Origin of the sequence: Oerskovia sp. NPDC057915, from assembly GCF_042887685.1 — a bacterium.
In the GTDB taxonomy this organism is placed as follows: Bacteria; Actinomycetota; Actinomycetes; order Actinomycetales; family Cellulomonadaceae; genus Oerskovia.
Map to the genome: position 1 here is coordinate 70,069 of NZ_JBHVOS010000007.1, position 23,281 is coordinate 93,349.

At 73.0% G+C, this 23,281-nt stretch carries 21 protein-coding genes; 10 read left to right on the plus strand and 11 right to left on the minus strand.

Annotation, left to right across the window (positions count from 1 at the left end):
• Positions 1-46: 46 nt before the first annotated feature.
• Positions 47-565 carry a MarR family winged helix-turn-helix transcriptional regulator gene (locus tag ACFVQ3_RS06610; RefSeq protein WP_387636598.1) on the plus strand — a complete coding sequence of 173 codons (519 nt, stop codon included), beginning with the start codon at positions 47-49 and terminating at the stop codon, positions 563-565.
• On the opposite strand, the gene ACFVQ3_RS06615 is transcribed toward ACFVQ3_RS06610, so the two are convergent.
• The gene (locus ACFVQ3_RS06615; RefSeq protein ID WP_387636600.1) at positions 562-1,206 is read right to left on the minus strand and encodes a hypothetical protein; all 645 of its coding nucleotides are present in this window, start codon (positions 1,204-1,206) and stop codon (positions 562-564) included. The genes ACFVQ3_RS06610 and ACFVQ3_RS06615 overlap by 4 nt on opposite strands.
• Before the next feature lie 52 nt (positions 1,207-1,258).
• Complete coding sequence (locus tag ACFVQ3_RS06620; RefSeq protein ID WP_387636602.1) at positions 1,259-2,281, minus strand: 3-oxoacyl-[acyl-carrier-protein] synthase III C-terminal domain-containing protein; 1,023 nt, start codon at positions 2,279-2,281, stop codon at positions 1,259-1,261.
• A 200-nt stretch (positions 2,282-2,481) separates the two neighbouring features.
• Between ACFVQ3_RS06620 and bsh the strand changes: the two genes are divergently transcribed.
• The gene (gene bsh / locus ACFVQ3_RS06625) at positions 2,482-3,429 is read left to right on the plus strand and encodes a choloylglycine hydrolase (RefSeq protein ID WP_387636605.1); all 948 of its coding nucleotides are present in this window, start codon (positions 2,482-2,484) and stop codon (positions 3,427-3,429) included.
• A 15-nt stretch (positions 3,430-3,444) separates the two neighbouring features.
• On the opposite strand, the gene ACFVQ3_RS06630 is transcribed toward bsh, so the two are convergent.
• Entirely contained in the window at positions 3,445-4,914 is a 1,470-nt protein-coding gene (locus ACFVQ3_RS06630; RefSeq protein WP_387636608.1) for a carboxylesterase/lipase family protein, read from the minus strand.
• Between the two features lie 107 nt (positions 4,915-5,021).
• On the opposite strand from ACFVQ3_RS06630, the gene ACFVQ3_RS06635 reads away from it, so the two are divergent.
• The 3 genes from ACFVQ3_RS06635 (at position 5,022) to ACFVQ3_RS06645 (ending at position 8,234) form a co-directional block, all read left to right on the plus strand.
• Positions 5,022-5,633, plus strand: a complete 612-nt coding sequence (locus tag ACFVQ3_RS06635) for a hypothetical protein (RefSeq protein WP_387636610.1) — start codon at positions 5,022-5,024, stop codon at positions 5,631-5,633.
• A 39-nt stretch (positions 5,634-5,672) separates the two neighbouring features.
• The gene (locus tag ACFVQ3_RS06640; protein ID WP_387636613.1) at positions 5,673-6,344 is read left to right on the plus strand and encodes an AIM24 family protein; all 672 of its coding nucleotides are present in this window, start codon (positions 5,673-5,675) and stop codon (positions 6,342-6,344) included.
• A 237-nt stretch (positions 6,345-6,581) separates the two neighbouring features.
• Positions 6,582-8,234, plus strand: coding sequence for a peptide chain release factor 3 (locus ACFVQ3_RS06645; protein WP_387636616.1), 1,653 nt, complete (start codon positions 6,582-6,584; stop codon positions 8,232-8,234).
• Between the two features lie 108 nt (positions 8,235-8,342).
• On the opposite strand, the gene ACFVQ3_RS06650 is transcribed toward ACFVQ3_RS06645, so the two are convergent.
• Together ACFVQ3_RS06650 and ACFVQ3_RS06655 are read right to left on the minus strand one after the other, a co-directional pair.
• The gene (locus ACFVQ3_RS06650) at positions 8,343-9,932 is read right to left on the minus strand and encodes an MDR family MFS transporter (protein WP_387636618.1); all 1,590 of its coding nucleotides are present in this window, start codon (positions 9,930-9,932) and stop codon (positions 8,343-8,345) included.
• A 146-nt stretch (positions 9,933-10,078) separates the two neighbouring features.
• Complete coding sequence (locus tag ACFVQ3_RS06655; RefSeq protein WP_387636621.1) at positions 10,079-10,714, minus strand: helix-turn-helix domain-containing protein; 636 nt, start codon at positions 10,712-10,714, stop codon at positions 10,079-10,081.
• 93 nt (positions 10,715-10,807) lie between these two features.
• Here ACFVQ3_RS06655 and ACFVQ3_RS06660 point away from each other — a divergent pair, with 93 nt between their 5' ends.
• Positions 10,808-12,208, plus strand: coding sequence for an MFS transporter (locus tag ACFVQ3_RS06660; RefSeq protein ID WP_387636624.1), 1,401 nt, complete (start codon positions 10,808-10,810; stop codon positions 12,206-12,208).
• 93 nt (positions 12,209-12,301) lie between these two features.
• Here the strand turns inward: ACFVQ3_RS06660 and ACFVQ3_RS06665 are convergent, their stop codons facing one another.
• Together ACFVQ3_RS06665 and ACFVQ3_RS06670 are read right to left on the minus strand one after the other, a co-directional pair.
• Positions 12,302-13,246 (minus strand): serine/threonine dehydratase, encoded by a 945-nt coding sequence (locus ACFVQ3_RS06665; RefSeq protein WP_387636626.1) that lies wholly within the window; start codon positions 13,244-13,246, stop codon positions 12,302-12,304.
• A 127-nt stretch (positions 13,247-13,373) separates the two neighbouring features.
• Positions 13,374-14,060 carry a FadR/GntR family transcriptional regulator gene (locus ACFVQ3_RS06670; RefSeq protein WP_387636629.1) on the minus strand — a complete coding sequence of 229 codons (687 nt, stop codon included), beginning with the start codon at positions 14,058-14,060 and terminating at the stop codon, positions 13,374-13,376.
• Positions 14,061-14,315: 255 nt separating this feature from the next.
• Here ACFVQ3_RS06670 and ACFVQ3_RS06675 point away from each other — a divergent pair, with 255 nt between their 5' ends.
• From ACFVQ3_RS06675 to ACFVQ3_RS06685, 3 genes are read left to right on the plus strand one after another with little or no spacing between them, the layout of a single operon-like run.
• Positions 14,316-15,128: a (Fe-S)-binding protein gene (locus tag ACFVQ3_RS06675; RefSeq protein WP_387636631.1), complete on the plus strand. Its 813-nt coding sequence runs from the start codon at positions 14,316-14,318 to the stop codon at positions 15,126-15,128.
• On the plus strand, positions 15,125-16,780 hold the full coding sequence (locus ACFVQ3_RS06680; protein WP_387636633.1) for a LutB/LldF family L-lactate oxidation iron-sulfur protein: 1,656 nt from the start codon (positions 15,125-15,127) through the stop codon (positions 16,778-16,780). Before ACFVQ3_RS06675 ends, ACFVQ3_RS06680 begins: the two co-directional genes overlap by 4 nt.
• Complete coding sequence (locus tag ACFVQ3_RS06685; protein WP_387636636.1) at positions 16,777-17,442, plus strand: lactate utilization protein C; 666 nt, start codon at positions 16,777-16,779, stop codon at positions 17,440-17,442. Before ACFVQ3_RS06680 ends, ACFVQ3_RS06685 begins: the two co-directional genes overlap by 4 nt.
• 32 nt (positions 17,443-17,474) lie before the next feature.
• Here ACFVQ3_RS06685 and ACFVQ3_RS06690 read toward each other — a convergent pair whose 3' ends face one another.
• The 4 genes from ACFVQ3_RS06690 to ACFVQ3_RS06705 form a co-directional block, all read right to left on the minus strand.
• On the minus strand, positions 17,475-18,029 hold the full coding sequence (locus ACFVQ3_RS06690) for a TetR/AcrR family transcriptional regulator (protein WP_387636639.1): 555 nt from the start codon (positions 18,027-18,029) through the stop codon (positions 17,475-17,477).
• Complete coding sequence (locus ACFVQ3_RS06695; RefSeq protein WP_387636642.1) at positions 18,026-18,610, minus strand: sugar O-acetyltransferase; 585 nt, start codon at positions 18,608-18,610, stop codon at positions 18,026-18,028. The genes ACFVQ3_RS06690 and ACFVQ3_RS06695 overlap by 4 nt, the downstream gene beginning before the upstream one ends.
• Before the next feature lie 93 nt (positions 18,611-18,703).
• Positions 18,704-19,288, minus strand: a complete 585-nt coding sequence (locus ACFVQ3_RS06700) for an NUDIX hydrolase (protein ID WP_387636645.1) — start codon at positions 19,286-19,288, stop codon at positions 18,704-18,706.
• 219 nt (positions 19,289-19,507) lie between these two features.
• Entirely contained in the window at positions 19,508-22,195 is a 2,688-nt protein-coding gene (locus ACFVQ3_RS06705) for a glycosyl hydrolase family 18 protein (protein WP_387636648.1), read from the minus strand.
• Between the two features lie 300 nt (positions 22,196-22,495).
• On the opposite strand from ACFVQ3_RS06705, the gene ACFVQ3_RS06710 reads away from it, so the two are divergent.
• Complete coding sequence (locus ACFVQ3_RS06710) at positions 22,496-23,122, plus strand: uridine kinase (protein ID WP_387636650.1); 627 nt, start codon at positions 22,496-22,498, stop codon at positions 23,120-23,122.
• The last annotated feature ends 159 nt before the right edge of the window (positions 23,123-23,281 follow it).

Here is a 23,281-nt window from a genome sequence, read left to right on the forward strand (position 1 = left end):
CAGCAACTCATCTTCCATCGAGATCATTCCGATGTATCCTGGTCCCGTGACCCTCGCGACGCCGGACACCACCCGCACCCCCAGCCCCCTCGGCTGGTCGCTCACCGCGCTCCTGCGCGAGTGGAGCGCGCGCGTCGACTCGCTCGCCGAGGACCTGCCCGACGGGACGCGCTGCTACCAGGTGCTCTCCGCCGTCGTGCACGACACCCCGCCCAGCCAGGCCGCGCTCGCCGCACGCCTCGGCATCGACCGGACCGTCATGACCTACCTCATCGACAAGTACGTCGGCTGCGACCTCGTCGAACGCCAGGCCGACCCGACCGACCGCCGGACCCGGCGCATCGTCGCGACCGCCAAGGGGCGCGAGGTCCTCGCGGACCTCGACGCTCGCGTCGCCGCAGCCGAGGAGGACCTGCTCGGAGGCCTCGACCGCGCCGACCGCGCGACCCTGCGCCGCCTGCTCGACCTCGCCGCAGACGGGGCGAGCCACGACGAGGACCGGTGCGCCGTCGTCGTGCAGGGCATGGACGCCGCGTCCTCGACACGGGCACGCGCCCCGCGCTAGCCCGCGACCGCAGGTGCGGGGATCGTCCGCCGGGACAGCAGCGCCGCCACGAGGAAGCACAGCGCTCCGAGCAACGTGCCCATGTTCGCCCAGTACGCGCTCACCAACGAGTCCGTCTGCGGCACCACGTACGCCCCCACGGCCGACGCGCCGAAGAGGACCGACCCCACGAGGTTGAGCCACGTCCCGTGCCACGTGCGCGCGTCCGTGTCCCACAGGTTCCCGCGGTCCCTCGTCGCGACGACCGCGAACGCGCTCGAGACGAGGAACGCGACCGACCCGTACGCGTCGGGACGCCATCCCGCCCCCAGCCGCTCCGGGTCGTCGATCGCCCCACCCAGGGCCGCCGCCGTGCTGATGTTGAAGAACACCGTCCCGACGAGCTGGACCGCCGCCGACCACCAGTCCCACCGGTCGGCCGGGTTCGCGCCCCGCCGCGGGACCCGCCGACCGCTCAGGCTCAGCTGCACCGTCGCGGCGAACGTGAAGAACACCGACCCCACGCAGAACGTCACGCCCACCAGGACCGGCCCCACCGCGTCGGCGTAGGGCGGCAGCGCGCCCACCAGGAAGCACAACGACCCGACGACGAACCCCCACGCCTCGCGGCGCAGTCGACGGACCCGCTGGTCACCAGCCATGCGCCCAGCGTGGCACGACGCCGGGCCGGCGTCGCGGCGGCCCTGGGGCGGGTCAGCGCGTGGGCGTCTGCACGACCTGCCCGGCCCACGCGAAGCCGCCGCCGAAGCCGATGAGCAGCGCGGGCACCCCTGCGGGGACCTTGCCCGAGTGCCACCACTTCGACAGGCCCAGCGGGATGCTCGCGGCAGACGTGTTGCCCGACTCGGTGATGTCCGTGACGACGACCTTGTCCTCGAGGCCCAGCGCCTTCGCGAGCGGCTCGATGATGCGCAGGTTCGCCTGGTGCGCGACGAGCACCTCGATGTCGTCGAGCGTCAGGCCCGACTTCTCGACCGCGGCCCGCGCCCGGTCCGCCGCGCGCGTGATGGCCCAGCGGAACACCGCCCGCCCGTCCTGCACGAACTTCTCGTCCGGTGCCTCGATGAGCACGGCCGGGGTGAGCTCGGGCTCCGAGCCCCACGCGACCGGCCCGATCCCCGGGGTGTCGGTGCCCTGGACGACGAACGCGCCCGCGCCGTCGGCCGTGAGGATGCACGTCACGCGGTCGGTCCAGTCGGTGAAGTCGGTGAGCTTCTCGGCGCCGATCACGAGGGCCGTCGTCGCGGAGCCCGTGCGGATCGCCTGGTCCGCGAGCGCCAGGGCGTGCGCGAAGCCCGAGCACGCGACGTTGACGTCCAGGATCACGGGCCCGACGACGCCGCGCAGGTCGGGCGCGTCCTCCTCCTCGGGCGTGGACTGGCCGGGCATGACGCCCGTGCGCAGGTTGTACGCCACGCGGCCCGCCGTGTTGGGCGAGCGGTCACGGGCCGTGGCCGTCGCGACGATGACCATGTCGACCTCGCTCGCCGCGACACCGGCGTCCTGCAGGGCGTGCCGGGCAGCGGCGGTGGCCATGTCGGCGACCGTCTCGTCCTCGGCCGCGACGTGTCGCGTCACGATCCCGGTGCGGGACCGGATCCACTCGTCGTTGGTCTCGACCAGCTGCGCGATGTCGTCGTTGGTGAGCGTCTTCTCGGGCTGGTGGTGACCGATCCCGACGATGCGCGAGCCGGCGGCTCCGGTGAGGGTGAGCATGGGTCGATCATTCCCCCGGGTGGGCGGATCGACCAAGTCGCCGGTGCGGACCCCGCCCGTGGAGCGGGCCCCGGGGCCGTGCCCGCCGCCGCTGGGCGAGATCCTCCCCCAGGCACGACCATGGGAGGAAGGCGGCACGAGCCACGGCACCACGAGCCGCGCCGGCCGCAACCTGCATCGACGACGACAGGGGCATCGCCATGTGCACGGGAATCAGGTTCTCGGACGGCCAGGACAACGTCTATCTCGCACGAAACCTCGACTGGACCAGCGGTTACGGTGAGCAGGTCGTGCTGACGCCCACGGGCTACGCCCCGAGGTCGCCGTTCGGCGCGGTGCCCAGCATCAGGCACGCGACCATCGGCATGGGCATCGTGGAGGAGGACACCCCCCTCTACTTCGACTGCGGCAACGACGCGGGCCTGGCCGTCGCCGGGCTCAACTTCCCGGGGTACGCGGCGTACGCCCCCGGGCCCGTCGACGGAGCGGTCAACGTCGCCGCGTACGAGTTCCCGCTGTGGGTGAGCTCGCAGTTCGCGAGCGTGGACGAGGTGGAAGCGGCGCTCCACGACGTGGTGATCGTCGACAAGCCGATCAACGACAAGTACCCGAGCTCGCTGCTCCACTGGATCATCGCCGACGCGCACCGCGCCATCGTGGTCGAGCACACGAGCGACGGCATGCACGTCTTCGACGACGACGTCGACGTCCTGACGAACCAGCCCGGGTTCGCGTGGCACCACGAGAACCTGCGCAACTACCTCAACACCTCGCCCGACTTCCCCCCGGAGACCACCCTGGGCAGGGCGCACCTCACCCCGTTCGGGTCGGGATCGCACATGCGCGGGATCCCCGGGGACTACTACTCGCCGTCCCGGTTCGTCCGCGCCGCGTACGTCAACGCCCACTACCCGGGCAAGGCGACCGAGGAGGAGAACGTCAGCCGGGCCTTCCACACGCTGCAGCAGGTCGCGATGGTCGACGGCTGCGCCGCGATGGGATCGGGCGAGTTCGAGATCACGATCTACACGGGACTCTTCTCCTCCCGGACCACGACCTACTACTGGAACACCTACGACGACCCGGCGGTCCGCAGCGTCGCGCTGGCCGACCACCCGGCGGACGGCGACAAGCTCGTCCTCGCGTAGCCGGCCGTCGCACCGCTAGCGACGGTCGAGCGCGGCCCGTTCGTCGTCGCGCGGGGCGAGGACCACGGGGTCGCCCTCGCCGTCGAAGACCCGCACGGGCCGGGACTCGTCCCAGCGCTGCCAGCCGGGGTCCCCGGTCGTCGCGAACCCCACCCAGGCCGAGTGCATCGCGGTCGCCAGCGACTGCGGGGCGTCCGGCCCGGCGAGCGCCCGCGAGTCGGGCGTCCCCAGGCCGTCGAACACGAAGCCCAGCTCGACGGCGTGGGCCGCACCGAGGTCGGCGACCGGGCTGCGCCACGCGAACTCGTACACGTAGGTCTGCGCTCCCGCGGCCCGGCGGGCGTCGGCGACCCGCTGGAGCGGGACCCGCAGCAGGACGTCCGTGGCGAGCGCCCCGAGGACGACCCCTACGGACGCCCCGGGCCGGTTGCGCCGGAACAGCCGCACGGCCCGGGCCGATATCCCCACCTTGCGACGGGCAACCGCGAGGTGCAGCCGCTTGAACGTGCCGAGCTGTCCCGTGGGGACGAACCAGAGGCGGTACTCCTCGGTCGTGGCACCGACGAGCAGCGGGATCGTGCTCCCGGCCCCCGCGACGAGCGCGTCCTCGGGGGTGCGGGGCACCAGGTCGTCGTCGAGGCACAGCGCGAACCCCGGGCCTCCCGTGAGCGGTGTCGCCCCGGCCGTCACCCGGTCCTGCGAGGCGACCAGCGCCTCGGGCAGGACGGTCGCGAAGCCCGCGCTCGTCGTCGGGACGGCCAGGTCCTTGCCCATGGCGCGCGTGATGCGCCCTGCCCGGGCGGGCGGCTGTGCGGACATCGGGCCGCTCTGCACGATCGCGCGCGCGACGAGCCCCGGCGCCGAGGGGTGCGCGAGGATCGCCGAGACCGTGCTCCCTCCGGCGGACTGCCCCGCGAGCGTCACGCGCCGCGGGTCGCCGCCGAACGCCGCGACCTCGTCCCGGACCCAGGCCAGCGCCGCGAGCTGGTCGGCCAGGCCCAGGTTGCGCGGGGCACCGTCGAGCACCGAGAACCCCTCGGCGCCGAGCCGGTAGTTGACCCCGACGAACACGACGCCGTCCTGCGCGAACCGTGTCCCGTCGTAACCCGCGAGCGCGTTCGACCCGTGCGAGAGCGACCCACCGTGCACCCACACGAGGACGGGCAGCAGCTCGGCGCCCCGCTCGGCCGGGGTCCACACGTTGACGTGCAGGACGTCCTCGCCCGCGATCGTCACGGTCGGCAGCAGCGCGCCCAGCGCACCCGGATAGGGCGACTGCGGGGACGTGGCGCCGTACCGGGTCGCGTCCCGCACGCCGTCCCACGGTTGCGCAGGCTCGGGCGACGCGAACCGGCGGCCACGGAAGGGCGGCGCCGCGTACGGCACCCCGAGGAACCTCTCGACTCCGTCCGCGACGGTCCCCTCGACCGCGCCCTTGCTCGTCACGACCCGGACCCGATCGGCGACCTCGCTGTCAGCACCCATCCCGCCATGGTCCCTCCGGACGGGCCGAGGTGGTGGCGACGCGCCGGTCGGGCGCCGACGGCCGGTCGTCTCGACCGGGTTCGTCCCGACGATCTAGGCTTCGGTGGATGTCGAGCGTCCAGCGGTTCCGCGGCCGCATCGCCGGGTGGGGCACGGCGTCGGGGACCCGCCTGGTCGTCGGCAGGTGGGACGTGTCCCCGTTCGGGGCGTTCGCCGACGTCATGGTGGAGCGGCCCGACGGCGAGCGCATCCTTCTCGCCCCGTCGCACCAGGTCGCTGACCTCGTCGCGACGACGTACCGCTTCGACCGGGTCGAGGTGTGCCCTGTCACCGTGCACCGGGTGGCCGGGCCGGAGGACTGGCACGTGGTCGCCGGACCGCTCGAGGCGTGGGTCGACGTCGGGCGGCGCACGGCGCTCGGCCGTGTCCTGCGCATGGTGCCCCGGCGGGTCGCTACCTCCCACCGGACGACGCTGCTCACCGACCCCGTCGCACGCGTCGCCCTCCGGGGTGTCCGGACGCGCGGGAGCGCAGGACCCGGTCGGGTCGAGCACTACGGCGCGACGGACGTGCACGAGATCACGGGCGCCCGGACCGAGTGGGCCGGGGAACGGCTGGGGGACCTGCGGGACGTCGACCCGCCCGTCCGGTTCGGGTTCGGTTCCACGCCGCGACGGCCGGTCGTGACGGACGTCGTGACGACGATCACTGCGCGGTGACGCGTGCACCGTGCGCGAGCGTGCCGGATGATCGGTGCCATGCGCAGCACACTCATGCACCACGTCGAACAGCCGGGCGAACCGGGCAGCTTCCAGCTCCAGAACGACCGCATGCTCAAGGTCGACCTCGCGGGCACGGGCGGCTTCTTCTACGCACGTCAGGGCTCGATGGTCGCCTACCAGGGTGACGTCGACTTCGCGTACCAGGGCGCGGGCGGCGTCGCCAAGATGTTCAAGAAGGCCTTCACGGGCGAGGGCATGTCGCTCATGAAGGTCTCGGGCAGCGGCGACGTGTTCCTCGCGCAGGACGCCGACCAGGTCTTCGTCCTGCACCTGGAGGGCGAGTCCGTGACGGTCAACGGTGCCAACGTGCTCGCGTTCGAGAGCACCCTGACCTGGGACATCAACCGCGTCGAGGGCGCGTCGATGCTCAGCGGCGGGCTGTTCAACACGACCTTCACGGGCACGGGCGCCCTGGCCGTGACCGCGTACGGGACGCCCGTCGTCCTGGACGTCGACGAGCCGACCTACGTCGACATGCAGGCCGCGGTCCTGTGGTCGACCTCCTTGACGTCCACGATCCGCAAGACCGCGAAGCTCTCGGCCGCGATCGGCCGCGGGTCCGGCGAGGCGTACCAGCTCGGGCTCACGGGGCGCGGCATCGTCGTCGTGCAGGCCTCGGAGGGGCACCCGGTCCCGACGTCGAGCTGACCCTCGCGCCGAGGTAGACCCCTGTGCGCGAGGTAGACCTCCTGGAGGTCTACCTCGGCCGTACGGGTCTACCTCGGCGGATTCCTTGCTGTCTGCCTACGGCCCGTGTCGGACCGTGGTCGGCGCGGTCCCGATCTCGCGGGAGAATGGAGAGCTGGGTGCTGCGTCCCGCGCGGATGCGCCCCGCCCCTCGACCTCGATCGCGCAGGAAACTGCAGGAAGCCACAGGACGTTCCAGTGCCCTCAGCGGACCAGCCCACCACGACCTCCAGCCCCACCGCCCCCGCGGCGGCTTCTCCGGGAACCCCCGCGAAGGAGCAGGCGACCGTCCTCGCGGAGGCCTCGCGCCGCCGCTCGTTCGCGGTCATCAGCCACCCGGACGCGGGCAAGTCGACCCTCACCGAGGCGCTCGCCCTGCACGCCAACGCGATCCGCGAGGCGGGCCGCGCCGACGGCAAGGCGGGCAAGCGCACGGTGTCCGACTGGATGGACATGGAGCAGGACCGAGGGATCTCGATCACGTCGGCCGCGCTGCAGTTCACCTACCGCGACGCGATGATCAACCTGGTCGACACCCCCGGCCACGCCGACTTCTCCGAGGACACCTACCGCGTGCTGTCCGCGGTCGACGCCGCCGTGATGCTCGTCGACGCCGCCAAGGGCCTCGAGGTCCAGACCATGAAGCTGTTCGCGGTCTGCAAGCACCGCGGCATCCCCCTCATCACGGTCATCAACAAGTGGGACCGTCCGGGCAAGGACGCGCTCGAGCTCATGGACGAGATCCAGGAGCGCACGGGCCTGGTGCCGACGCCGCTCACGTGGCCCGTGGGCGTGGGCGGCGACTTCCGCGGCGTCCTGGACCGCCGCACGGGCCAGTACGTGCACTACACGCGCACCGCGGGCGGCACCACGATCGCCCCCGAGGAGGTCATGGACCCGGACGCGGCCCTGACGCGCGAGGGCGACGCGTGGACGACCGCGGTCGAGGAGGCCGAGCTGCTCGCCGACACCAACGGCGACCACGACCAGGAGTCGTTCCTGGCCGGTCAGACGACCCCGGTGCTGTTCGGCTCGGCCGTGCAGAACTTCGGCGTCCACGCCCTGCTCGACGTCCTGGTCGACGTCGCGCCCTCCCCCTCGCCGCGTGTCACCGTGACCGAGGACACGCGGCCCGTCGAGGCGCCGTTCAGCGCGTTCGTCTTCAAGATGCAGGCCGGCATGGACACCGCGCACCGCGACCGCCTCGCGTTCGCGCGCATCTGCTCGGGCGTGTTCGAGCGCGGCATGGTCGTGAGCTCGGCCCGCACGGGCAAGCCCTTCGCGACGAAGTACGCGCAGCAGGTCTTCGGTCGTGAGCGCACGATCGTCGACACGGCCTACCCGGGCGACGTCGTGGGGCTCGTCAACGCGGCGGGCCTGCGCGTGGGCGACACGCTGTACCTGGACAAGAAGGTCGAGTTCCCGCCGCTGCCGACGTTCGCGCCCGAGCACTTCGCGGTCATGCGCGCCAAGGACGTCTCGCGCTACAAGCAGTTCCAGCGCGGCGTCATGCAGCTCGGCGCCGAGGGTGTCGTGCAGGTCCTGCGCTCGGACCTGCGCGGTGACCAGGCGCCGGTCCTGGCCGTGGTCGGCCCCATGCAGTTCGAGGTCGCCGAGCACCGCATGGCGACAGAGTTCAACGCTCCCGTGACGCTCGACCGCCTGGGCTACTCGATGGCGCTGCGCACCACGAAGGACTGGGTCGCGCCGCTCAACGAGCAGCCCGGCGTCGAGGTGCTCCAGCGCGAGGACGGCGAGTACCTGGCGCTCTTCCCGGACCGCTGGCGCGTGACGTCGGTGCGCAACCGCCTCGACGACGTGGTCCTGCTCGAGGACGAGATCTTCGGCTGACCGTCCCGCCTCGGATGCCCGACGGCGGAGCGCACCCACGTACCCGGGTGCGCTCCGCCGTCGGGCGTCGGTGCACCACCGGGCGACCGGGCCGGGCGCCCGAGCGGGTCACCGCGTGGCCGCGACCCCTCGCGCCACCAGGCCGGCCTCGTCGGAGAGCCGGATCTCCTTCATGAAGAACGCGATCACGAAGCCCAGCGCGCCGAGCGGCACGAGGTACCAGAAGGCGGGTGCGAGCGCGTCGGTGTAGGCCGTGACGACGAGGTCGTGCAGCGCCGCCGGCAGGTCCTTGACGGCTTCCGGGGTGAGGCTCTGCGCACCGAAGTCCTGCGGGACGTCGCTCGCGGGCAGGCCCTTCGTCGCGTCGGCCAGGTTGGATGCGAGCCGCGTGGTGAACACGGTCGAGAACACGCTCGTGCCGACCGCGGCGCCGATCTCCCGCAGGAAGTTGTTGGTCGACGTCGCGACCCCCACCAGCTCGGGGGCGACCGAGTTCTGCACCGCGATCACGATGGTCTGGAGCACCAGGCCCAGCCCGAAGCCGAGCACGAAGATCATGGCGCCGAACGTCACCATCGACATGTCGGCCGTGAGCTGTGTCAGCAGGACCAGCCCGACCGTCGCGATGCCCATGCCGAGGATCGGGTAGACCTTGTACCTGCCCGTGCGGGCGATCAGCAGGCCCGACCCGATCGCCGTGATCATCAGCCCGACCGTCATGGGCAGCATCAGCAGCCCCGACCCGGTGGCGCTGTAGCCCTGCGCCATCTGCAGGAACGTCGGCAGGAACGACAGCGCCGCGAACATCGTCATGCCCAGCACCAGGGCGATCGAGACCGACACGGAGAAGGTCCGGCTCCTGAACAGGTGCAACGGGATGAGGGGGTCGTCCACCCTCGTCTCCACGACGAGGAACGCGACCAGCCCGAGCACCGTCAGGGCCACGAGCCCGAGGAGGACCGGGCTGCTCCAGTCGTACGTCCGGTCGCTCACGATCGAGCTCCAGCTCGTGAGGAGCACGATGCCCGCGGTCGTGAACGCCATGAGGACGGCGCCCCCGACGTCGAACCGCGTGCTCGGCCTGCGCGACGGGAGCCGGAGCTTGAACCAGGCGATGCCGAGCGCGACCAGCCCGATCGGCACGTTGAGCCAGAAGCACCAGCGCCAGCCGGGCCCCTCGGTGAACCAGCCGCCCAGCAGGGGCCCCGCGACCGTGGCGATCCCGAAGACCGCACCCAGGGGACCCATGTACCTGCCGCGGTCCCGGGCCGAGACGATGTCGGCGATGATCGCCTGGCTCAGGATCACCAGCCCACCGGCGCCCAGGCCCTGGACCGAACGCCACACCACGAGTTCGACGAACGAGCCCGACAGGGCCGACCCGGTCGAGCCGACCACGAAGATCGCGATCGCGACGAGGAACGGCAGCCGGCGGCCCCGGAGGTCACCGACCTTGCCGTAGATCGGCATCACGATCGCGATCGCGAGGAGGTAGGCCGTGATGATCCAGCCCTCGTCCTCGGCCGCGCCCAGGTCCCCCACGATCGTCGGCAGCGCCGTGCCGACGACCGACTGGTCCAGCGCGGACAGGAACATCGCAGCCAGCAGCGCGCTGAAGATCACGTAGATCGTGCCCTGCGAGAGGACCAGCTCGGGTTCGCCCTGCTCCTGGGGCGTGGAAGGCGAGGTGTGGCTCATCGCAGGGCCCTTCGTGTCGGGTCGCGGACGCCGGCCACCTGGCGTGGACGCGCGTCCTTCCAGGGTCGACCGGCGGCACGACGGCCGCAACACCTGCGGGGCCGACCGCTGCCGGGCAGGCGCCGAGCCCCGTCGGCGCGGCGACCCTAGACGTCCTGGCGCGCGGCGACCGTCTCCTGCCCCGCGCCGTCCGGCCCCTCCTCGTCGCGCCCGCCGCCGTCCGGCACCTCGTCGTCCTGCTCGCCACGGGGGGCCAGCACCGCGAGCAGCTGGTACGCGCGTCGGGCAGGGTCCTGCGCCTGCCGGGCCTCGGCGAGCGCCCGGTTCGACCAGCGTTCGATCAGGTCCCCGAGCTCCTGGGCCATCTCTGCGGCCTGCTCGGGCGTGAGGACGAGGGCGCTGATCGCGAGCATCCGGTCGTCGTCGGTGGACCTCGTGTCGTTCGCGTCCACGAACAGCCGCTCGGCCCACACGAGCGCCGGACGGACGATCTCGCGCACGGCCTCGGGAGACCCCGGGTCGACGACGTAGCTCTCGGCGACGCTGGCCCACACGCGGTCGCGCCGGTCGCGCGCGTGCTCAGGTGCCTCGGCGATCATCCCCGCCTTGGCCAGGACCCGCAGGTGGAAGCTGACCGAGTTCGCGGGCTCCCCGATGACCTGTGCCAGGTCTGCGGCCCGGGCATGCCCGAGGGCGACGAGCTCGGTGAGGATCCGCTGCCGTGTCGGGTGGGCGATGGCACGCAGTGCCGTGGGGTCCTGGACGCGGAAGGTCTCGAGCATGGACCGAGGCTAGCAACGCCAGCCACGCATCCGCACGACCTACTGCGCAACGACTATTGCGCATCAGATGTTGCGCGACTAGCGTGTGCTCGCATGTGGACCCACGAAAACGCCCCCTCCCCCACGCGCACGGCCGACGATGCCTCGGACCCCGCAGGCACCGCACCGCCAGGCCCGGCGAACCCGGCAACCCCGGCGAGCCCCGCGAGCCCCGCGAACCCACCGAGCCCGCTGGCCCCGCCGGCCCCGCCCCTCCTGCGCAACCGGTCGTACATGCTCCTGATGTCGGGGCTGACGACCGAGTCGCTCGGAGCCGGCCTCGCCCTGTTCGCCGTCCCCCTGGTCGCCTACTCGCTCACCGGGTCGGTACTCCAGGCGGGAGCCGTCGCGGCAGTCGGCCAGGTCGGGGCGCTGCTCGCGACGCTCCCGGCCGGCGTCGTCGCGGACCGCGTCGACCGGCGTCGGCTCATCGTCGCCGCGAGCGCCGTGGGTGCCTCGCTCTGGGTGACCGTGGGCATCGCGGCCGCGCTGGGCTCGCTCACGGCCTGGCACCTCGCCCTCGTGCTGTTCGGCGCGTCGGTCATGGGGGCGTTCGTCGACCCTGCGACGAGCGGAGCCTTCCGCTCGGTCGTCCCGACCCCGCAGCTCCCGACCGCTCTCGCCGCGACCCAGGGTCGTGACGCCGTCGCGAGCCTGCTCGCCGGACCCGTCGGCGGCCTGCTGTTCGCCGTCGGGCACGCCGTCCCGCTCGTCGCCGCGGCGATCGGGTCGGCTGCGACCGCGCTGTGCACGTGGGCCGTGCGCGAGCCCCTCAACGGGGACACGGCCGACGCCCGCGCGACCCGTCCGGTCGAGGCGCTGCGTCAAGGACTGCGTTTCGTCTGGTCGGTCCCGCTCTTCCGGACGCTCCTGGGCCTCTTCGTCGTCATCAACGTCGCGTTCGGCGGGCTGCTCGTCGGGATCAACCTGGAGCTCGTCCGGACCGGGGTGACGCCCGTGCTCATCGGGGTCATCGACCTGGCCGTCGGTGCGGGCGTCCTCGCCGGTGCGGTGCTCGCGCCGCGCCTCGTCGCGCGCGTCCGGGCCGGGGCGCTCACGGTCGCCGCACTGGTGACCCTCGCCGTCGGCGCGACCCTCATGGCCGTCGCGCAGACGTACCCCGCCTACGTCGCCGTGCTCCCGCTCGCGGTCCTCCTGGTCCCCGCCGTCAACGCGGGGCTCGCGGGCTACGCCGCCGCGATCACCCCGCTCGAGATGCAGGGACGCCTCGCCTCGATCATGGGACTGACCGGGCTCACCGCCGGCCCCCTGATCCCGCTCGTCGGTGCCGGGCTGCTCGACCGGTTCGGGATCGGGACCGCGCTGGTCGTGCTCGCGGGACTGCTCGTCGTGACGGTCGCCGCGATCGCGACGGCCCGACCGCTCCGGCGCGTCGGCACCCCGGACACGTGGGCTGACGACGCACTGCCGTCGGGCGTCGGGGGCGCGGCCTGACCTCCCGCCGGCCGGCGCTCACGGGGAGCGCTGCGCCGTCGGGCACAGGTGTCAGGACGAGCGCGCACCAGGGGCGCTCGCTCTGACGGGCGCTCAGTGCGCCAGGTCCGCCGGGTCCGTGTTCGCCCCGCACAGCACGACCGCGACCCTCTCGCCCGCGTCCGGGACGTAGGCGCGCGACTCGAGCGCCGCGAGCGCCGCCGCGGCGCCGTGCTCGACGACGAGCCGCCGCTCGTCCCACAGGTGCCGGCGCGCGGCGACGATGGCGTCGTCGAGCACCAGGACCGAGCGCACGTCCCCGTGCTGCGCGAGCGACAGCGCCATCTCGGAGGTGCGGCGGGCGCCGAGCGAGTCGGCCGCGACCGACGCGACGGGGACGTCCACCACGCGACCCGCGTCGAGCGCGGCGCGCAGGGCCTGCGCGCCGATCGGCTCGACCGCCACGACCCTGATGCCGTGCGGACGCGCCGCGGCGGCCATCCCGCTGAACAACCCTCCGCCGCCGACCGCGACCACGACCGTGCTGACGTCGGGCCTGGCCGCGACGATCTCCTGCAGGAGCGTGCCCGCACCCGCCGCGATCAGGGGGTTGTCGTAGGCGTGCGACGCCAGGGCGCCCACCTCGGCCGCGAAGCGCAAGGAGGCGTCGAGGGCCTCGGCGTACTCGGACCCCACCTGGTGGACCTCGGCTCCGAGCGTGCGCAGGCGCGCGACCTTGACCGGCGGCGCGGTCTCGGGCACGAACACGGTCGCCCGCACCCCGTGCGCCCGCGCCGCCCACGCGTTCGCCATGCCGGCGTTGCCGCCCGACGCGATCACGATCCCGGCCTCGGGCAGCGTGCCCGCGTCCAGGTGGGCGCCCACGAAGTTCAGCGCACCCCGCGCCTTGAACGAGCCCGTGTGCTGCATGAGCTCGAGCGCGAACACGCCCGTCGCGGCGCCCAGCGCCCCCGGGTCCATGGGGGCGAGCGCGACGGGCCGCACCTGCCCCGCGATGCGCTGGGCCGCGGCGAGGACGTCCAGGTGGTCGATGGTCATGAGGTCCTCCGTGGGTGGGCGACGGACCGTCGGGCCCAGAGGAACACTACGACGCACCCGCCCGAGGACGCGCCTCGCGGAGGACGAACGCCGAAGCAGAGGGTTGCCGTCGAGGCAGAGGGTCGGCTCACAACCCCGCTTCGCGGTAGAAGCCCTCGATGTGCTCGCGCACCGCGCTCGCGGCCACCGCGCCGTCGCCGCGAGCGACCGCGTCGAGGATCGCGCGGTGCTCGGCGCGCAGCCGCACCGCGGTCCGGGGCCAGTCCTCCAGCCGTTCCGTACCGGCCGCGACGTAGGACTCGATCGCCCCTCGGAGCCCGGTCATCACGGCTTCCACGAGCGCGTTGCCCGCGAGCCGGACGAGCTCCACGTGGAACGCGGCGTCGAGCTCGCGGAAGCCGGCCGCGTCGAGCGCGGGGTCGTCCATGGCGTCCAGCAGCGCGACGGCCTCGACGAGCCCGGCGCCCGCGGCCTTCGTGGCAGCCTGCCCGACCGCCCACGTCTCGAGCAGCACCCGGGTCTCCACGACGTCCCGGACCACGAGCGTCCCGGACGCGACGTGCAGCCGCACGGCCGCGCCGAGGCCTGCGGCGGGCCGGTCGATGACGGTCGCTCCGGCGTCGGGCCCTGAACCGACCGCGGTGCGGACGATGCCCATGGCCTCCAGGACGCGCAGCGCCTCGCGGACCGAGGGGCGCGAGACGCCGAGCTCCTCGGCGAGCGCGCGCTCGGCCGGGAGGCGTTCGCCGAGGCCCCAGCGGCCGGCGGTCAGGTCCGCCTCGATCCGGGCGAGGACGATCTCGTGGGTGCGCACGGGGTCAGCGTAGTGCTGTGCGGGGCGGTCGGAACGAGCGTGGTCGGGGTGTCGGTCCCGTTCTGACACACCGTGCCGATGTGGTCCGACCACAGGGATGCGATGGTCTACAGTGGCTCGGACAACATGTGGTCAGACCACAGCCGGTTCATCGCTGAGCCGGCACCAGCCAGGCCGCACAGCACTCCGACGGGCACTCGCCGTCCGCCGGGACCAGACTGAATCCCACCGCCCCCTGCCCGGCTGGAGTCCCCAGTGCGTATCGCCCTCGCCGCCACCTGCATCGCCGACGCGATGTTCCCCCAGGCCCCCCGGGCCACCGTCCAGCTCCTCGAACGCCTCGGCCACGAGGTGTTCTTCCCCGAGCAGCAGACGTGCTGCGGGCAGATGCACGTCAACACGGGCTACTTCGACGAGGCCGTGCCCGTCATCCAGAACCACGTCGAGACGTTCGCACCCGCGCTCGACGGCGAGTGGGACGCGATCGTCGTGCCGTCGGGCTCGTGCACCGGCTCGATCCGCCACCAGCAGGCCATGGTGTGCCGACGCGCAGGTCAGGAGAAGCTGGGCGCGACCGCCGAGGCCCTGGCCGCCAAGACCTACGAGCTGTCCGAGCTGCTCGTCGACGTGCTGGGCGTGACCGACGTCGGCGCGCACTTTCCCCACCGCGTCACCTACCACCCGACGTGCCACTCGCTGCGCATGATCCGCGTGGGCGACAAGCCCCTCCAGCTCCTGCGGGCCGTCGACGGGATCGACCTCGTCGAGCTCCCCGGCGCCGAGAGCTGCTGCGGGTTCGGCGGGACGTTCGCGCTCAAGAACTCCGAGACGTCGACCGCGATGCTCGGCGACAAGATGTCGAACGTGAGGTCGACCGGCGCCGAGGTCCTCACGGCGGGCGACTACTCGTGCCTCATGCACATCGGCGGCGGCCTCTCGAAGCTGCACACGGGCGTGCGCACCATGCACCTCGCGGAGATCCTGGCCTCGACGCAGGACGCACCGACGCTCGTGGCAGAACCCGCGGGCGCCCACGGACGCCCGGACGACGAGGAGGCCGCGCGATGAGCACCTTCCTGGGCCTGCCCACCCGCCGCGGCGCCAAGACCCTGCCCGACGGCGGCGCGCACCACGGCGCGCCCGGCACCACCGCGGGCCCCGGCTGGGCCGACGACGTGCCGCACCCCGACGCCCCCCTGCGCTGGGGCGAGACCTTCCCCGAGGCCGCCAGGCAGGCCCTGCAGAACACGCAGCTGCGCCGCAACCTGGCCCACGCGACCTCGACCATCCGGGCCAAGCGCGCGGCCGTCGTCGGCGAGGTGCCCGACTGGGAGGAGCTGCGCGACGCGGGCTCGACCATCAAGGCCCACGTCATGAGCGACCTCCCGCACCTCCTCGAGGAGCTCGAGCGCAACGTGACCGCGCGCGGCGGCGTGGTCCACTGGGCCCGGGACGCGGCCGAGGCCAACCGGATCGTGACGGACCTCGTCAAGGCCACGGGCGAGACCGAGGTCGTCAAGGTCAAGTCGATGGTCACGCAGGAGATCGGGCTCAACGAGGCGCTCGCCGAGGAGGGCGTCGCGGCCTTCGAGACCGACCTCGCCGAGCTCATCGTGCAGCTCGCCGACGACATGCCCTCGCACATCCTGGTCCCCGCGATCCACCGCAACCGCTCCGAGATCCGCGAGATCTTCCTCGAACGCATGGGCGACGCGCCACCCGACCTCACCGACGCCCCGCGCGAGCTCGCCATGGCCGCCCGGGCGCACCTGCGCCGCAAGTTCCTCTCGGCGAAGGTCGCCATCAGCGGCGCCAACTTCGCCGTCGCGGACACGGGCACGCTCGCGGTCGTCGAGTCCGAGGGCAACGGACGCATGTGCCTCACGCTCCCCGAGACCCTCATCACCGTCATGGGCATCGAGAAGGTCATCCCCACCTACCAGGACCTCGAGGTCTTCATGGCCCTCCTTCCCCGCTCCTCCACGGGCGAGCGCATGAACCCCTACACGTCCCTGTGGACGGGCGTCACCCCGGGCGACGGGCCGCAGGAGTTCCACCTGGTCCTGCTCGACAACGGGCGCACCAAGGCCCTTGCCGACGACGTGGGCCGCGCCGCCCTGCACTGCATCCGCTGCTCGGCGTGCCTCAACGTGTGCCCCGTGTACGAGCGCGTGGGCGGGCACGCGTACGGCTCGGTCTACCCAGGCCCGATCGGCGCGGTCCTCACGCCCCAGCTCACGGGGTCGACCGGGAGGTCCGACCCCAACAACTCGCTGCCGTACGCCTCGACGCTGTGCGGCGCGTGCTACGACGTGTGCCCCGTCAAGATCGACATCCCGTCGCTGCTCGTGCACCTGCGGGCACGCGAGGTCGACCAGGACCGCGGCCGACCCACGGCGTGGGGAGCCGCCATGAAGGCCGCGTCGTTCGTCATGGCCACGCCCGGCCGGTTCGAGCTCGCCGAGAAGGCCGGCGGCGTCACCCGGGTCCTGGGCGGGAGGTCCGGCCGCATCTCGTCGCTGCCGTTCCCGGGGTCGAGATGGACCGACGCGCGCGACCTGCCCGTCCTGCCGAAGCAGAGCTTCCGCGAGTGGTGGGCGGACGAGCACGCCGTCGGGCCCGGCACCGGGCCCGACGGCGGAAGGTCGCCCTCGGGCGCCCCGGCGTCGCCCTCGGCGGGGGTCGAGACCGAGACCGATCTCACCGGAGACGAGCGATGAGCGCACGCGACGACATCCTGGCCCGCGTGCGTGCAGCCGTCATCACCGACGGCGCGCACCTCGGGGACGCCGTGGCCGCACAAGCGCCGATCTCACGCGGGTACCGGACCACGGGCGAGCACTCCCCCGGCTCGCCCGAGGCCGTCGAGATCCTCGTCGACCGGCTCGTGGACTACCGCGCGATCGTGCACCGGGCCGCGACCGAGGCCGACCTGGCCCGCACCGTGGGCGAGCTGCTCGCCGACGCGCGCTCCGTCGTCGTGCCCCCGGGGCTGCCCGCAGCCTGGACGAGCGCGCTCGAGGACGGGACCGCCGTCGTGCACGACTCGCGCGAGGACCGGCGGACCGCCGCCGAGCTCGACCAGGTCGACGCGGTCCTCACCGCGTCGCGGCTGGCCGTCGCGGACACCGGGACGATCGTCCTCGACGGCGAGGACGACCAGGGGCGCCGCGCGATCACCCTGGTGCCCGACCTGCACGTGTGCGTCGTGCGGGCCGAGCAGGTCGTGCACACGCTGCCCGAGGCCGTGACGATCCTCGCCGCCCACCCCACGCGCCCGCAGACGTGGATCTCGGGACCGAGCGCGACGAGCGACATCGAGCTCTCGCGGGTCGAGGGCGTGCACGGGCCGAGGACCCTCCACGTGATCCTGCTGGACTGAGCCCGTCTCCGTCCGCCCTCGGCGCCGCGCGGTCAGCCCACCTGGCGCCGCACCGCGCGACGCACGCGCTCGGGGTCGAGCCGGGCGCCGGGCGGGTCGGTCGACAGTGCCGCGTGCAGCACGAGCCCCTCGATCAGCGCGTCGAGGTCGGGCACGACGTCCGTGTCCACGTGCCGCCGCAGGGCCGCACGGCTCGCCGCCATCCACCGCTGCGTGACCGTGCGGAAGACGGGCTTGCGCGCGGCGAGCACGTAGAGCTCGAGCGCGACCAGGAGGTCGCGCTGATAGCTGCCCGACTCGTCGCACACGAGCCGGACGATCGCCTCGACCGGGTCGCCGCCCTCGGGGACCGCGTCCATCGCCGCCTCGAAGCGCGCCGCGGCCTGGACCGCGTGCCTCTCGAACGCGAGGCGCAGCAGCTCGTCGAGGTTCTCGAAGTGGTACGTCATGGACCCCAGGGGCACGTCGGCCGCCGCGGCGACGACCCGGTGGGTCGTGCCCGCGACACCGTGCTCCGCGACGACGTCGAGGGCCGCGTCGACGATCCGGTCCTTGCGGTCCGGGTCGACGCGGCGCACACCGGTCATCCGTCGACGTGGCGCAGCACGCGCGCCGGGTTGCCCACGGCCACGACGTTCGCGGGCAGGTCGCGCGTCACCACGGACCCGGCGCCCACGACCGTGTTCTCGCCGATCGTCACGCCCGGGCACACCGTCACGCCGCCGCCGAGCCACACGTTGTCGCCGATCGTGATGGGCTGCGCGGCCTCCCACTTGTCGCGGCGCGGGCCGGGCTCGACGGGGTGAGTGGGGGTCAGGAGCTGGACGTTCGGGCCGATGAGCACGTCGTCGCCGATCGTGACGGGCGCGACGTCGAGGCACACGAGGTTGAAGTTCACGAAGACGCGCGCGCCGATCGTGGTCCGGTAGCCGAGGTCGCAGCGGAACGGGGGCCGGACGTCGCTGCCCTCGCCGAACGCACCGAGCAGCTCGGTCAGCACCTCGCGACGGGTCGCCCCGTCGTTCGGGTCGAGGGTGTTGAGGCGGTGGCTGAGCGCCATGGCGCGCTCGGAGTCGGCCGCGATCTGCGGGTCGTCGGCGAGGTAGAGGTCGCCCGCGAGCATGCGCTCGCGCATGGTGCGCTGGTCGGAAGGGTCCGGGAAGATCATGTGTACAAGCGTACACACGACGCGGGGTCGACCCGTCCGTGCGCCTGGCCGCGGGGTCGCCCGCCCGTCCGCCGGGCCACGGGGTCGCCCCCCTCAGACGGACGTCCGACGGCGGTGCGTCACCTCCTCCAGGACGGTGCGGAGCCGCACCGGGAAGTCCTCGGGAGTGTCGGGCGGGAGCCTGTCCACGCGGAACCACGCGACAGCCTCGCTCTCGTCGCTGACAACGGGCAGGGCCTCCAGGTCCGCGAACGCGACGTAGCCCACGTCCCAGTGGACCAGGCAGGTCCCGAAGCGCGAGCCGAGCGCGTGCCGGTGCAGGTCCACGGGGGCGCCGTCGGGCTCGAAGGGTGCCAGCCCGACGATCCCGCTCTCCTCCCGGGCCTCGCGGAACGCCCCCGCAGCGAGGCTGTCGTCACCCGGCTCGACGTGCCCGCCGACCTGGACCCAGAACTGGCCCTTGCGGTGGAAGCACAGCAGCACGTGCAGCAGGTCCGGGGTCAGCACGAAGCAGCTGCCCGTCAGGTGCTCGGGGCCGCCACGGAAGATCACGTCCCCCCGGCCCTCGTCGACGAACGCCACGTACTCCTCGCGCAGCGCGGCCTGCGCGGGGCTCAGCGGCACCCAGGCACGGATCGAGTCGAGGGCGGTGGCGGCGAGGTCTTCGGCGGAGGTCACCCGGGAAGCCTACGACCGGCCCCGGCCGGGCGCGCCGGGCTGGGGCCGACCGAGCCGGGCCGGGCCGGGCCGGGCCGGGCCGACCGAGCCAGCAGCGTGCCGGACGGCGCGCCGGGCAGCGCGCCGGACGGCGTGCGCGGGGTAGAGGGCCGCCGTCGAGGTTGAGGGCTCCAACCCTCTCCCTCGACGCGATCCCTCTACCCCGGCACGAGCCTCAGGTCAGCACGCCCCCTCGTCCTTCCACGGCCCCCAGTCGCTGGCCACCGGGGCGTTGCCCTGCGTCCAGTACCGGGCAGACCACCTGTGGCCCGCGTGCGTGACCTGCGCGCCGCCGTTGTACGCCGTCCCGGCGACCCACGGTGCCGCCGTGCAGCCGGCACCACCGGTGTTCCCACCTGGGGTGCCGCCGGGGGTCCCGCCCGTCGTCCCGCCGGAGACGACCGGGTTCACGACCTTGACCCCGCGCGGGTGGTCGTAGGTCGTGGCGTAGGTGTTCGTCCCGATCGTGACCCGCACGTTCGAGATCTGCGCCATGGGCAGCCGCCACGACAGCTTGGTGTACGCCGAGCCACCCGCCGGGATGCCACCCGAGGGCACCTTGAGCGTCGCCGAGTGCAGGTCTCCCTTGAGCCCGCCCACGTTGTTGCCCGAGTGGCCGGCGACCGTGGTGATGCCCCAGCCGTTCTGCTCGCCGAGCGCAGCCGAGGTGGTCGTCGCGAAGTCGAACGAGATGGTCGATCCTGCGGGGATCGCGACCGTCGACCTGTTCGCGAACGTCACCCGGGGGTTGATCGGGTAGTTGTTGTCTCCGAGCGCGAACTCCGAGAAGGACACGCCCAGGTCGATGGCCTGCGCGGGCGTCGCGGTCTTGGACTTGGCCGCGCCGTAGGGCGCCGCGGTGGAGAACGTCGAGTGCATGCGCGTCACGAGGCTGTCGCCCATGCCGTACTCGCCGCTCGCCGTGTCCAGGCCGTAGTCCCCGGCCAGCTCCCAGATCATCAGGCCGCCGTAGCCGCCCGCGACCACGTAGTCGGCCTTGGCCTGGATCGCCTGGTCGGAGTCGCCCGAGATGAACGACTTCGTCTGCGCGTTCCACCACCACTCGGTCTTGGTGACCGGGTCGAAGTTGTGCTGGTAGGTCCCGGTCAGCGGACCGGTCGGTGCGCCGTAGGCTGCGGCGTACGAGCCGACCTTCCCGTTCTGCAGGTTCAGCATGTGCCAGATCGGGTTGCCGCCTGCGGGGATCTTCGCCCCGGCCTTGTCGACGTCGTACCAGATGTTGTCGATCCCGCCCGCGCCGTTGCCGCACTTGGACGTGCCGCCCAGCGAGGGACCGGTGCCCGGCGGGCACTTGGTCTGGTCGGGCAGCGCCGCCTTGCCCCACAGCCCGTTGGTCCCGCCCTGCACGTTGGTCCAGCCGCGCGTGTAGAACGGGACGCCGATGTTGATGCGCCCGGCCTGCACGGCTCCGCGGAAGTAGTGCGCGGCCCAGTCGGCGTTGAGGTACCCGATCCCGTCGTACGCCCCGTACACGCCGGCCGCGGCGAGCTCACCGTCCTTGCCGTCGTCGAACAGGGCGCCGTTGCCGCCCACGAAGTCGTTCCACGTCCCGTGCAGGTCGTAGGACATCACGTTGACGTAGTCGAGGTACGGCATGATCTGGAAGACCTCCATGCCGCGCAGCAGCCACCCCGACGCGGGGGCGGCGATGGTCAGCATGTAGTACTCGCCGTCCTGGGCCGCGGCCTTGTCGAGGGCCTCGCGCGTGGTCTTCATGAGCTGCTCGTAGTTCTTCCAGAGCTGCCCGCGCCGCGCGTCGGCGATCTGGAAGTCGTCCGGGTTCCCGGCCTTGACGTTCGAGGTGGGGTACTCGTAGTCGATGTCGATCCCGTCGAACCCGTAGGTCCGCACCATCGCGACCGCGGACGCCGCGAACGCGTCGTACTCGGCCTGGGTGTCCAGGGTGTAGAAGCCGCCCGAGGCGACACGGTTCCCGTCGGCCCCGAAGTAGCCACCGGTCTCGGCCCAGCCACCGACCGACACGAGCGTGCGCACGCCCGGGTGCTGCTTCTTGAACTTGGTGAGCTGGTTGAAGTGGCCCTTGTAGGGGACGGTCGGGTCGAGCGCGTTCTCGGCACCGGCGAACGTGAGGCCCGTCGCCTCGCTCGTGGCCGACTCGGCGTTCACGGAGATCTTCGAGTCCTGCCCGACGTGCGCGAACGCGTAGTTGATGTGCGACAGCTTGGTCCACGGGATGTCGCTCGCCAGGTACGACGGCGTCCCCTCCTTGCCCGTGCGCCACGACGTGAAGTACCCGATCACGCGGCGGTCGAGCCCGTTGGGCAGCTTCTCGCGCCCGGCCTCGTCGTACACGTCGCAGTAGGGCACGTCGACGGTCTTGTTGACGGCGAGCCCGTCGGGGCGGCACTTCTCCTGCGGGTTCGTGGAGATGGGGGTGCCGGGGTCGGCGCCGGTCGGGTCGCCTCCGGTCGTGCCACCGGTGGTTCCCGTGGTCCCGCCGGTCGTCCCGGTCGTGCCACCGGTCGTGCCGGTCGTCCCACCGGTCGTCCCTGTGGTCCCGCCGGTCGTCCCCGTCGTGCCACCGGTCGTCCCTGTGGTCCCGCCGGTCGTCCCCGTCGGGTCCGTCCCGCAGGGCCCCACGATCTTCCACGCGCCCCACTGCTGCGACCCGGGTGTCTCGCCCTGGGTCCACCACGACGCCTTGTAGTTGGACCCGCTGTACGACGCGACGCTCCCGCCCGTGTACGCCGACGACGCCGACCACGCGGGCGCGCACGCCTCTGCCGCGGACGCCGCGGGTACCTGCGCGACGAGCGGTACTGCCACCACTGCCGTCGCGGCGACTCCTGCGAGCCACCGCCTCACGGACCGTCTGCTGCGTTGCATGATCGACCGCCTCCCCAGCACGGCTGCGGCACCGTTGCCGCGGCTTCGTGTGCCGTCACGCTAGGCCGCGTGTCGCGGCTGCCACATCAGTGGCGCCCGCACAGTTCGCTACGTAGGTAGTTCCCGCAGGCTCCCACCCGGGGCCCAGGTCCGGGCCCCGCTCGCCGGCCCTCCCCCGGTCGAGGTCCGGGCTCGGCTCGCGGTCCCTCCCCGGCCCAGGTCCGGGCTCCGCTCGATGAGCCTCCGCGGCCCGACGGCGCCGCGCACCCGGGTGCGTCCGCGGGCTGGGAGAATGGTCGGGTGACGAACGGCCTCTTCGACCTGCCCGAGGGCACGCGTGTCCCACCCCGTCGGATCGTCCTGCTGACGGGGCCGTCGGGCTCGGGCAAGACGTCGCTCACCCGGCGTCTGGGGCTGCCTGTCGTCGAGCTCGACGACTTCTACCACGACGTCGACCACCCCGGGATGCCGCAGCGCTTCGGGATCGTCGACTGGGACTCCCCCGGGAGCTGGGACTCGGCGAGCGCCATGGAGGCGCTGCTCGCGCTCGTCACGACGGGCCACTCGGACGTCCCGGTGTACGACATCCCGACGTCGCGCCGTACGGGCACGACGCATCTCGACGTGAGCGGGTCGCGCCTCGTGATCGCGGAGGGCATCTTCGCGGCCGAGCTGGTCGCGGCCTGCCGGGCCGAGGGCATCCTGGCGGATGCGATCTGCCTGCGGCGGCCCCGGCTCATGACGTTCTGGTTCCGGCTGCTGCGCGACCTCGGGGAGTCGCGCAAGCCGCCGTTGACCCTGCTGCGCCGGGGCTGGGGGCTGCTGCGCGACGAGCCGCGCCTGATCCAGGGCTGGGTGGACAAGGGCTGCCGGACGGCGTCCCCGGGCCAGGCGGAGCGGGACATCCGGGCGCTCCTCGCGGGCTGACGTCCTGCCTGCGCGAGCCCGGCCGTCGCTCCCGGCGGCCCGACGGCGCGGCGTCCACCCGGCGCGGTCCCTCGAGTGTGCAGTTCGGGCTGTCCCCGAGGCCGAGAGACCGCCCGAACTGCACACTCGACGACGTGCCGGCGGCGTACCCGGGGCGAG

Bases quoted from the DNA above. Each gene is read 5' to 3' on its own strand.
- ACFVQ3_RS06615 (WP_387636600.1), bottom strand. From the start codon at position 1,206: ATGGCTGGTGACCAGCGGGTCCGTCGACTGCGCCGCGAGGCGTGGGGG.
- ACFVQ3_RS06620 (WP_387636602.1), bottom strand. From the start codon at position 2,281: ATGCTCACCCTCACCGGAGCCGCCGGCTCGCGCATCGTCGGGATCGGT.
- bsh (WP_387636605.1), top strand. From the start codon at position 2,482: ATGTGCACGGGAATCAGGTTCTCGGACGGCCAGGACAACGTCTATCTC.
- ACFVQ3_RS06630 (WP_387636608.1), bottom strand. From the start codon at position 4,914: ATGGGTGCTGACAGCGAGGTCGCCGATCGGGTCCGGGTCGTGACGAGC.
- ACFVQ3_RS06635 (WP_387636610.1), top strand. From the start codon at position 5,022: ATGTCGAGCGTCCAGCGGTTCCGCGGCCGCATCGCCGGGTGGGGCACG.
- ACFVQ3_RS06640 (WP_387636613.1), top strand. From the start codon at position 5,673: ATGCGCAGCACACTCATGCACCACGTCGAACAGCCGGGCGAACCGGGC.
- ACFVQ3_RS06650 (WP_387636618.1), bottom strand. From the start codon at position 9,932: ATGAGCCACACCTCGCCTTCCACGCCCCAGGAGCAGGGCGAACCCGAG.
- ACFVQ3_RS06655 (WP_387636621.1), bottom strand. From the start codon at position 10,714: ATGCTCGAGACCTTCCGCGTCCAGGACCCCACGGCACTGCGTGCCATC.
- ACFVQ3_RS06660 (WP_387636624.1), top strand. From the start codon at position 10,808: ATGTGGACCCACGAAAACGCCCCCTCCCCCACGCGCACGGCCGACGAT.
- ACFVQ3_RS06665 (WP_387636626.1), bottom strand. From the start codon at position 13,246: ATGACCATCGACCACCTGGACGTCCTCGCCGCGGCCCAGCGCATCGCG.
- ACFVQ3_RS06680 (WP_387636633.1), top strand. From the start codon at position 15,125: ATGAGCACCTTCCTGGGCCTGCCCACCCGCCGCGGCGCCAAGACCCTG.
- ACFVQ3_RS06685 (WP_387636636.1), top strand. From the start codon at position 16,777: ATGAGCGCACGCGACGACATCCTGGCCCGCGTGCGTGCAGCCGTCATC.
- ACFVQ3_RS06690 (WP_387636639.1), bottom strand. From the start codon at position 18,029: ATGACCGGTGTGCGCCGCGTCGACCCGGACCGCAAGGACCGGATCGTC.
- ACFVQ3_RS06695 (WP_387636642.1), bottom strand. From the start codon at position 18,610: ATGATCTTCCCGGACCCTTCCGACCAGCGCACCATGCGCGAGCGCATG.
- ACFVQ3_RS06705 (WP_387636648.1), bottom strand. From the start codon at position 22,195: ATGCAACGCAGCAGACGGTCCGTGAGGCGGTGGCTCGCAGGAGTCGCC.